Below are 9,657 nucleotides of genomic sequence, written 5' to 3' on the forward strand. Positions count from 1 at the left end.
GCCGGGCAGGGGCGCGGCATTCGCATTTGCCCGAGCTTGCGCCCCGGCCCCGGTTGCGGGGACACTGGGGTCGGGCATTCGATACCGTTTTCACTCACAGCCAGGGAGGCCGCCATGACGACTGTTGCAGAAATCCTCAAGACCAAGCCCGACGGCCAGGTGCACACCATCACCCCGTCGGACAGCGTGCTCGCTGCCCTGCGGCTCATGGCTGAAAAGCGCATCGGCGCGCTGCTGGTGATGGAGGGCGACCAGATCGCAGGCATCTTCACCGAGCGCGACTACGCCCGCAAGGTGGTGCTGCTGGGCCGCGCATCGGTGGACACGCCGGTGCGCGAGGTCATGACCCATGCGGTGCGCTTTGTGCACCCCACGCACAGCGCCGAGCAGTGCATGGCCCTGATGACCGAAAACCGCCTGCGCCACCTGCCGGTGGTGGATGACGGGCGTGTGGTGGGCCTGGTGTCCATCGGCGACCTGGTCAAGAGCGTGATCTCTGAGCAGCAATTCATCATCACCGAGATGGAGCGCTACATCACCGGCGGGCGATGAGCGCGCCCGGCGCGATGGCCGGTTTGTGGTGTTTTTGGCTGCCTGCCCTTGTAATACAAGCGCAGGCAGCTATCGTTTTTGTAGTCATCTGCCTGACCTGCCCCGGTTGCGCCCCTGGGCTGTTGCGCACGCCCTACACTCGCGGGCATGAGTTTGCTGATCCTGGGCATTGAATCTTCTTGCGACGAAACCGGCGTGGCCCTGGTGCGCGCGGGTGACGGCGGCGGCGTGCCCACGCTGCTGGCGCATGCGCTACACAGCCAGATCGACATGCACCAGGCCTACGGCGGCGTGGTGCCCGAGCTGGCCAGCCGCGACCACATCCGCCGCGTGCTGCCGCTGACCGAGGCCGTATTGAAAGACGCCGGCCAGCCCCTGTCGGCCGTGGACGTGGTGGCCTACACGCGCGGGCCGGGCCTGGCGGGCGCGCTGCTGGTGGGCGCGGGCGTGGCCTGCGCGCTGGGCGCGGCGCTGGACAAGCCCGTGCTGGGCGTGCACCACCTGGAGGGCCATCTGCTGTCGCCTTTTTTGAGCAGCGACCCGCCGCAGTTTCCGTTTGTGGCGCTGCTGGTGTCGGGCGGGCACACGCAGCTGATGCGCGTGGACGGCGTGGGCCGCTACGCCATCCTGGGCGAAACCATTGACGACGCGGCGGGCGAGGCCTTTGACAAGTCCGCAAAGCTCATGGGCCTGGGCTACCCCGGGGGGCCTGCGCTGTCGCGCCTGGCGCAGCAGGGCGACCCCAGGGCCTTCAAGCTGCCGCGCCCCTTGCTGCACAGCGGCAACCTGGATTTTTCATTTGCCGGGCTCAAGACGGCGGTGCTCACCCAGGCCAAAAAGCTGGGCGACGATCTGCAGGCACGCAAGGCCGACCTGGCGGCCAGCACCGAGGCCGCCATCGTCGAGGTGCTGGTCAAAAAGACGCTGGCGGCGCTGCAGCACACCGGCATGCGGCGCGTGGTGGTGGCGGGCGGCGTGGGCGCCAACCGGCTGCTGCGTGCGCAGCTGGATGCCGCATGCGCACAACGCGGCGTGCGCGTGCACTACCCCGAGCTGCACCTGTGCACCGACAACGGCGCCATGATCGCCATGGCCGCGGCCATGCGGCTGCAGGCCGGCCAGCAACAGGCCAATCGCAACTATGCCTTCGACGTCAAGCCGCGCTGGCCGCTGGACGCCATCGCCGCCTGACGGCCGCAGCCAGACACCAGACCCGTCGATGGGGCGCAGCCGGCGCAAACCCGGTTTCTTTACACAAGTTCATCGGGCGCTGGCGGCGCTGACAAACCGCGTGTGCACAATGCCCGCCATGTCTTTCTCTTCGCGTTTCGCATCGCGTTTTTCTCGGTTCATGCCGGTGCCGCAGACACCGCCGCGTGCGGTTGCTGTGGCGCCGCTGCTGGCTGCATTGGTGCTGGCGGGTTGCGCCAACCAAACCCCGTTCGCGCTGGATTCCGCCACGGCCGTGCCCAGCAGCTGGGCTGCCCAGGATGCAGTGCAGACCGCAGGCAGCGCCACGGCACAACCGCCTGAGCCCCTGCACCAGTGGTGGCAGCAGCTGGGCGACGCGCAGCTGGCGGGCCTCATCACCCAGGCCCTGCAAACGCACACCAGCATGCGCGGCGCCCGTGCCGCCGTGGAGCAGGCGCGTGCCCAGCTGGAGGTGCAAGCCGCCGGCCAGCTACCGGCGGTGGACGCATCGGGCACGGCCCAGCGCAGCCGCAGCGCTGGCAGCACCCGCAACAACTTCCAGCTGGGGCTGGACGCCAGCTGGGAGCCTGACCTGTTTGGCCGCATTGCCAGCGGTGTGCGCGCCAGCCAGGCCGATCTGCTGGCAGCGCAGGAGGGCGTGGCCGCAGCCCAGGTGGCGCTGGCGGCTGAAGTTGCCGTGAACTACATCAACCTGCGCAGCCAGCAGCAGCGCCTGCAGATCGCCCAGCAAAACCTGGCCGCCCAGCGCGAGACCGCACAAATCGCCCAATGGCGCGTGCAGGCGGGCCTGGCCAGCGCGGTGGCGGCGCAGCAGGCGCGCACCATCGTCGAGCAGACGGCTGCCCAACTGCCCGCGCTGCAGGCGGGCATGGCCCAGTCACGCCATGCGCTGGCCGTGCTCACCGGCCAGCCGCCCGCGGCGCTGGACGAAGCCCTGGCCGCCAGCGTGCCCGTGCCGCAGCCACCGGCCACGCTGGCGCTGGCCTTTCCGGCCGACACGCTGCGCCAGCGCCCCGACGTGCGCCAGGCCGAGCAGCGCGTGCGCGCCGCCTGGGAACGTGTGGCCCAGGCCGAGGCCCGGCGCCTGCCCAGCCTGCGCATTGGCGGCACGCTGGGGCTGCAGGCGCTGACGCTGGACGCGCTCACGGGCGGCGGCGCGTCGGTGGCGTCGCTGCTGGCCAGTGTGTCGCTGCCGGTGTTTGACGGCGGCGCGCTGCGCGCCCAGGTGCGTGTGCAGCAGGCGGCGCTGGAACAGGCCCGCGTGGGCTACGAAGAGGCCGTGCTGCTGGCGCTGCAGGATGTGGAGGACGCGCTGGTGGCGCTGCGCGGCGAGCGCCAGCGGCTGGAGCGTCTGGGCGCCGCAGCCGAGGCGGCGGCGAATGCGGCCCTGCTGGCGCAGAACCAGTACGCCAGCGGCCTAGTGGATTTTCAGACCGTGCTGGATACCCAGCGCACCCTGCTGTCGGTGCAGGACAGCGTGGCCAGCTCGGCAGCCGGCGTGGCTACCGGCCACGTGCGTCTGTACAAGGCGCTGGGCGGCGGCTGGCAGGCCTTGTGAGATGTGCCCCATGGGCTAAACAACCATGACAGAAAAACAAACGACTCCCCCCGCCGAAACGTCCGCAAAAGCGACCGCAAAAGAAGCGCCCGTGCAAGACCTGCAATCGCTGCTGGGTGACGGCCTGCAGCCGCGCTGGTGGCAAAGCATCACCTTGTGGCTGGCCGTGCTGGTGCTGGCGGCTGCCGCCGGTGGCTGGTGGTACTGGCAATCCGCCAAAAAGGCGCAGGCTGCGCCGCGCTACGTTACGCAGCCGGTGCAGCGCGGCCAGGTCCGGCTGACCGTGGCGGCCAACGGCACGCTGCAGCCCACGCGGTCGGTGAACATCGGCAGCGAGCTGTCGGGCACCGTGCGCCGCGTGCTGGTGGATGTGAATGACGTGGTCAAGAAAGGCCAGGTGCTGGTGGAGCTGGACACCACCAAGCTGGATGCGCAGGTGCTGCGCTCGCGTGCGTCGGTGGCATCGGCCCAGGCGCGGCTGGCGCAGGCCGAGGCCACCGTGAAAGAAGCGCGTGCCAATCTGGCGCGCCTGGAGGAGGTGGCCCGCCTGTCGGGCGGCAAGGTGCCGTCCGCGACCGAGCTGGACACGGGCCGCGCCACCTACGACCGCGCCCTGGCAGACGAGGCCGCAGCCCGCGCCAGCGTGCAGGACGCCCGCGCCGCCCTGACCACCGACGAGACCAACGTCACCAAGGCATCGATCCGCGCGCCCATCGACGGCATGGTGCTTTCGCGCGTGGTGGAGCCCGGCAACGCGGTGGCCGCGTCGCTGCAAGCCGTCACGCTGTTCACCCTGGCCGAAGACCTGACCCGCCTGCGCCTGGAGGTCAGCGTGGACGAGGCCGACGTGGGCGCCGTGCGGCCCGGCCAGCAGGCCAGCTTCACCGTCAGCGCCTACCCCTCGCGGCCGTACCCGGCGCGCACCACGCGGGTGGCGTTCGGCTCCACCAAGGTGGACAACGTGGTCACCTACATCACCTACCTGGAGGTGGACAACGCCGACCTCAGCCTGCGCCCGGGCATGACGGCTGCGGCCACCATCACCGCCACCGAGAAAAACGACGTGCTGACCGTGCCCAACACCGCGCTGCGCTTCACGCCCACCAGCGCCGCCGAGGGTGCCTCCGCGCAAGGGCAGACGCAAAAGCCGGGGCAGGGCCAGGGAGGCGGGTCGTCGGGTTCATCGGCCGGGCAGTCGTCCGGCGGCGGCATCATGGGCCAGCTGATGCCGCGCATGCCGCGCGCCGCAGGCCAGCGCCGCGGCGGCGGCGACGGCGCGCCGGGCAAGGGCGGCGCCGGGCAGCGCCAGATCTGGGTGCTGCAAGACGACGGCACACCCAGGGCCATCAGCGTCAAGACGGGCATCACGGACGGGCGCGTGACCGAGGTGGAAAGCGACGAGCTGCAGCCCGGCATGCAGGTCATCACCGACCAGCTGGCCGCAGGGGCGCGCGCATGAACGCAGCAGCCAATGCGCAGCCGCTGATTCGGCTGCGCGGCATCACCAAGGTGTACGGCCAGGGGGCGCTGGCCTTTCAGGCGCTCAAGGGCGTGGACCTGGACATTGCCAGCGGCGACTTCGTGGCCATCATGGGCCCCAGCGGATCGGGCAAGTCCACCGCCATGAACCTGATCGGCTGCCTGGATCGGCCCACCACGGGCACCTACCTGTTTCGCGGCGTGCCAGTGCAGTCGCTGTCGCGCGACGACAGGGCGCGGTTGCGGCGGCGCTTTCTGGGCTTTGTGTTCCAGGGCTTCAACCTGCTGGCGCGCACCTCGGCGCAGGAAAACGTCGAGCTGCCGCTGCTGTACCGCGGCGAGAGCGCTGCTACCCGCCATGCGGCGGCAGCGCGTGCGCTGAAGGCCGTGGGCCTCAAGGGCTGGGAGCACCACACGCCGGCAGAGCTTTCGGGCGGCCAGCAGCAGCGCGTGGCCATCGCCCGCGCCATCGTCACCCAGCCCGAGGTGCTGCTGGCCGACGAGCCCACGGGCAACCTGGACACGCAGCGCAGCCGCGAGATCATGGAGCTGCTGTGGCGCCTGAACACCGAGCTGGGCATCACCGTGCTGATGGTGACGCACGAGCCGGACATGGCGGAGTACGCGCGGCGCATCGTGCGCTTTGTTGACGGCCGCATCGACAGTGACGGCGCCAACCCGCAGCCGCATGCGTTGCACCACGCGCAGACGCAGACGCAGACGCAGACGCAGCCGACGCCGCAGGGGGTGCCTGCATGATGCTGCTCAACTCCCTGCTGCTGGCCTTGCGCTCGATACGGCGCAACCTGATGCGGTCTTTTCTGACGGTGCTGGGCATCGTGATCGGCGTCAGCGCGGTGATCACCATGGTCACGCTGGGCAACGGCGCCACGCTGGCCGTGCAGGCCCAGATTGCCAGCCTGGGCACCAACTTGCTGCAGGTGCGGCCCGGCCAGCGCATGGGGCCGGGCGGCAGCGGCGGCGCGCCGTGGTTCAAAGAGGCGGACGCGCAGGCCATAGGCCAGCAAATTGGCGGCATCCTGGCCGTTGCCCCTGAAGCCCGCACCAGCGCCACCGCAGTGGCCAATGGCCGCAACTGGGCCACCAGCGTGCTGGGCAGCACCAACGAATGGCTGCAGACCGGCGGCTGGACGCTGGCCAGCGGCCGCGAATTCACCCCCGACGAGCAGCGCGTGGGCGCCGCCGTGTGCCTGATCGGCCAGACCGTGCGCCGCGAGCTGTTTGGCGCCACCGGCAGCGACCCGCTGGGCGAGCGCGTGCGCGTGCGCCAGTTCTCGTGCGAGGTGGTGGGCGTGCTGGCCGCCAAGGGGCAGGGCGCCTTTGGCAACGACCAGGACGACCTGGTGCTGCTGCCGCTCAAAACCCTGCAGCGGCGCGTGACCGGCAGCACGCGCGTGCCCACGCTGCTGGTGTCGATGCAAGACGGCAGCGACCCCGAGCGCGTGAAGGCCAGCCTGACCGAACTGCTGCGCGAGCGGCGCAAGCTGGCCGAGACCGACGACGACAACTTCAACGTGCTCGACACCAAGCAGCTGGCCGACACCTTCTCGGGCACCACGCGGGTGATGACCATGCTGCTGGGCGCGGTGGCGGCCGTCAGTCTGCTGGTGGGCGGCATCGGCATCATGAACATCATGCTGGTGAGCGTGACCGAGCGCACGCGCGAGATCGGCCTGCGCCTGGCCATCGGCGCGCTGGAGCGCGAGGTGCTGATGCAGTTCCTCATCGAGGCCGTGGTGCTGGCAGCGCTGGGCGGGCTGATCGGCATCGTGCTGGCCACGGGCGCGTCGATTGCGTTGTCGCAGGTGATGGGCATTCCGTACGTGTTCCACCCGGGCGTGAACCTGCTGTCGTTCGTGTTTTCGGCGGGCATCGGGGTGGTGTTCGGCTTTTTTCCGGCCCGCCGCGCCGCGCAGCTGGACCCCATCGACGCGCTGCGCCATGAATAGGGTTATGCGTCAAAGGGGTCTTTGGTCCAAGCGCAGCAAGCGCCGACTGCTATCACACTGGTAGCAGAAAGTACCACTGCCTGGCAGACATTCACAATGCGGCCTACTGCTGTTTTTTGCCTGTTTGCCGTGATCCGATTTCCCCGCACTTTTTCCCTCATCCCTGGCCTGGCGGCCTGCGCCCTGCTGGCAGGCTGCGCGGGCATGGGCGACTCTATGCCAGGGCTGGAGCGTGGCCTGCAATTCACGCCCAACGACTTTGACAGCACCAGCATGCACACGCGGCATGTGCTGGCCTCGCAGCAGCACACCTGCGAGACCGCGCGCCGAGCGCTGCTCAGCCAGGGCTACGTGGTGCATTCGGCCAATGCCGAGATGGTGGCCGGGCGCAAGTACTACCAGCCCCACACCGACGTGCACTACGAGGTGGAGATGCGCGTCGTCTGCGCGCCAGAGGGGCAGGGCGACACGCGCACTTCGGCTTTTGCCAGCGCGTTGCAAAACCGCTATGTGATCAAGAAGGTCAACAATTCCGCATCGCTGGGGGTGGGCGGCGTGGGTTCGGTGTCGCTGCCCATTTCGGCCACCGACGACACCCTGGTCAAGGTGGGCAGTGAAACCATCACCGATGCGCAGTTCTACGAGCGCTTCTTCCAGCTGTTCGAGCGCTATGTGGTTCTGGCGCCTGCGGCCACTGCAGCGCTGCCCCTGCCGTTGCCTGCCACCGCCGGGCAGGCGCCGCAGTCTGGCGCCGCCGTCACCGCGGATGCCGTCGTTTCGCAGGGCGCAGCAGCAGCCGCGCTGCCTGCGCCGGGGCAAAACGCTGCGCCAGTGCCAGTGCCAGACCTTGTGCCAGCCTCCGGCCCGGTGCCCGGTGCGCCGGCTGTCCAGGCCGCCGACGGCCAGGACCTGAGCGGCAACGCAACGCATGCGCCAGCGCCGCACGCAGCAGCCGCCGACGGCGATGTGCCGCCGTCCATCCGCCAACTCATGGGGCAGTGATGGGTTCGGCGGATGCCCTGGCCTCGGCGCTGGCACGCGCCGCCGCCACCGCCTGGCCCAGCTCGATCACCGCCATGGCGTAGTAGCTGGACCAGTTGTAGCGCGTGACGGCATAAAAATTCTCGGTGCCGGCCACGTAGCTGGGTGCGGCGCTACCGTTTTGCAGCTCGACCAACGCCAGCGGGCCCGCGTGGCGCGCGCCGCCCTCCAGCAACTGCGCGCCCTGGTCGGCCATGCTGGCGGCACTGAAGGTGGGCAGGATGTCGGGCGCCAGCAGTGCGTCCAGCTGCGCGGTGGTGGTGTCCAGCGCCACCGGGTAGTGCGTGGGCATGCCGGTCTGCCAGCCGTGGCCGACGAAGTAGTTGGCCACCGATCCAATCGCATCGTGCGCGCTGCGCCACAGGTCGATGCGGCCGTCGCCGTCAAAGTCCACCGCATGGCGCGCCCAGCTCGACGGCATGAACTGCCCCAGGCCCATGGCCCCCGCGTAGCTGCCGCGCGGGGTGTGGGGGTCGATGCCCGTGCGATCCATCAGGGTCAGGAACTGCTCCAGCTCGCGCTGGAAGAACGCGCGGCGCTCGCCCGCACGCGGGTGGGCGTCGGGAAAGTCGAAGGCCAGCGTGGCCAGCGCGTCGATCACCTTGAAGCCGCCCATGTGCCGGCCGTACAGCGTCTCCACGCCGATGACGCCGACGATGATCTCGGCGGGCACGCCGTAGTGGGCCTGCGCGCGCTCCAGCGCCGGGGCGTTGTCCTGCCAAAAGCGCAGACCGGCGCGGATGCGTACCGGCTCGACGAAGCGCGCGCGGTAGGCGGCCCAGTTTTTGGGCGTGCCTTTGGCGGGTGGAAGCACCAGGCGCGGCACCTGGGGCAGCAGCCGTGCCTGGCCAATGGCCTGGCGCACCCATTCACGGTCCAGGCCGCGGCGTCCGGCCAGGTCGTCGGCGAACTGCATGGCCTGAGGGCGCTGCGCGTAGTAATGGGCGGTTGCCGTCTTGGAGGCAGGTTTTCTGGGGGTGTTTTGGGCTATCGCGCTTATGGATAAAGCGCTGGAAGCTATGAAAAGTGTAGCTTTTGCAAGGGTGCGGATCATGAATCGGGTGCGTCTGGAGTGAAAGGCGCTTTGGTCGTCTTCGGCGTTCCGGGGCTTTGCGCAGCCGGCGCCGCAGGCCAGGGCAGGCGGCGCAGTTCGCGCTGCAGGTCTGCCAAAGCAGCTTGGGGCTGGGGGGCGTAGCGGGCTTGCTCTACGCGCAGCAGCCACTGCGCGGCGGCCTCGGCCTGCGCGCCCAATGCGGCGCGGGCCTGCTGGGCCATGGCGCGCGGCGGCAGGTGGGGCGGCAGCGGCAGACCGGCGCGCGTCAGCCGGTCGCGGGCCTGCAGCAGCAGGCGCTGCCAGGGGTCGTGGCGGCGGCGCTCCCACAGGGCCCAGCCCGCGCCGATGGCGGCGGCCAGCGCGGCCAGCAGGCCCATCAGGCGCACCAGATCCTGCCAGCTGGGCGACTGCAGGCCCAGCTGCTTGAGCAGGTCCATCTGGCGCCCCTGGGTGTAGTTCAGCACCCACTGGTTCCAGCTGTTGTTCACGGCTTCCCACACGGCGCGCAGGTTCTGCACCAGCGTGGGGCTGACGACGGCATCCATCGCGGTGCCGAACACGCCGCGCGGCGCCTGCAGCCGCTGAAATTGCCCGATGCGCCCGGGCGACACGGCGCCCGTGGGGTCCACGCGCACCCAGCCGCGGCCGTCCAGCCAGACCTCGGCCCAGGCGTGGGCGTCGCTCTGGCGCACGGTCCAGTAACCGTCGATCTCGTTCATCTGCCCGCCCTGGTAGCCGGTGACGATGCGCGAGGGCACGTCCAGCGCGCGCATCAGCACCACGAAGGCCGA

At 69.9% G+C, this 9,657-nt stretch carries 10 protein-coding genes; 8 read left to right on the forward strand and 2 right to left on the reverse strand.

What is annotated here, in order from left to right; genetic code table 11:
• The first annotated feature begins 114 nt into the window (after positions 1-114).
• The 8 genes from AB7E35_RS03115 to AB7E35_RS03150 all read left to right on the forward strand — a co-directional run bounded on the left by AB7E35_RS03115 (position 115) and on the right by AB7E35_RS03150 (position 7,773).
• On the forward strand, positions 115-552 hold the full coding sequence (locus AB7E35_RS03115; RefSeq protein WP_428164177.1) for a CBS domain-containing protein: 438 nt from the start codon (positions 115-117) through the stop codon (positions 550-552).
• Between the two features lie 28 nt (positions 553-580).
• The gene (locus AB7E35_RS03120) at positions 581-703 is read left to right on the forward strand and encodes a hypothetical protein (protein ID WP_428164178.1); all 123 of its coding nucleotides are present in this window, start codon (positions 581-583) and stop codon (positions 701-703) included.
• Positions 700-1,743 carry a tRNA (adenosine(37)-N6)-threonylcarbamoyltransferase complex transferase subunit TsaD gene (tsaD, locus tag AB7E35_RS03125; protein WP_428164179.1) on the forward strand — a complete coding sequence of 348 codons (1,044 nt, stop codon included), beginning with the start codon at positions 700-702 and terminating at the stop codon, positions 1,741-1,743. The genes AB7E35_RS03120 and tsaD overlap by 4 nt, the downstream gene beginning before the upstream one ends.
• Before the next feature lie 160 nt (positions 1,744-1,903).
• Positions 1,904-3,322 (forward strand): efflux transporter outer membrane subunit, encoded by a 1,419-nt coding sequence (locus tag AB7E35_RS03130; RefSeq protein ID WP_428164191.1) that lies wholly within the window; start codon positions 1,904-1,906, stop codon positions 3,320-3,322.
• Between the two features lie 25 nt (positions 3,323-3,347).
• Positions 3,348-4,781 carry an efflux RND transporter periplasmic adaptor subunit gene (locus AB7E35_RS03135; RefSeq protein WP_428164180.1) on the forward strand — a complete coding sequence of 478 codons (1,434 nt, stop codon included), beginning with the start codon at positions 3,348-3,350 and terminating at the stop codon, positions 4,779-4,781.
• Positions 4,778-5,560 carry an ABC transporter ATP-binding protein gene (locus AB7E35_RS03140; protein ID WP_428164181.1) on the forward strand — a complete coding sequence of 261 codons (783 nt, stop codon included), beginning with the start codon at positions 4,778-4,780 and terminating at the stop codon, positions 5,558-5,560. Before AB7E35_RS03135 ends, AB7E35_RS03140 begins: the two co-directional genes overlap by 4 nt.
• Positions 5,560-6,771, forward strand: a complete 1,212-nt coding sequence (locus AB7E35_RS03145; protein WP_428164192.1) for an ABC transporter permease — start codon at positions 5,560-5,562, stop codon at positions 6,769-6,771. Before AB7E35_RS03140 ends, AB7E35_RS03145 begins: the two co-directional genes overlap by 1 nt.
• 129 nt (positions 6,772-6,900) lie before the next feature.
• Positions 6,901-7,773, forward strand: coding sequence for a DUF2242 domain-containing protein (locus tag AB7E35_RS03150; protein WP_428164182.1), 873 nt, complete (start codon positions 6,901-6,903; stop codon positions 7,771-7,773).
• Here AB7E35_RS03150 and mltB read toward each other — a convergent pair.
• Positions 7,760-8,866 (reverse strand): lytic murein transglycosylase B, encoded by a 1,107-nt coding sequence (gene mltB / locus AB7E35_RS03155; protein WP_428164183.1) that lies wholly within the window; start codon positions 8,864-8,866, stop codon positions 7,760-7,762. The genes AB7E35_RS03150 and mltB overlap by 14 nt on opposite strands.
• Positions 8,863-9,657, reverse strand: a 795-nt coding sequence (locus AB7E35_RS03160; RefSeq protein ID WP_428167053.1) for a transglutaminase-like domain-containing protein, incomplete at its 5' end; no start/stop codon positions are given. The genes AB7E35_RS03160 and mltB, both read right to left, overlap by 4 nt.

The organism is Diaphorobacter sp. (assembly GCF_050251835.1).
In the GTDB taxonomy this organism is placed as follows: domain Bacteria; phylum Pseudomonadota; class Gammaproteobacteria; order Burkholderiales; family Burkholderiaceae_C; genus JBFXIE01.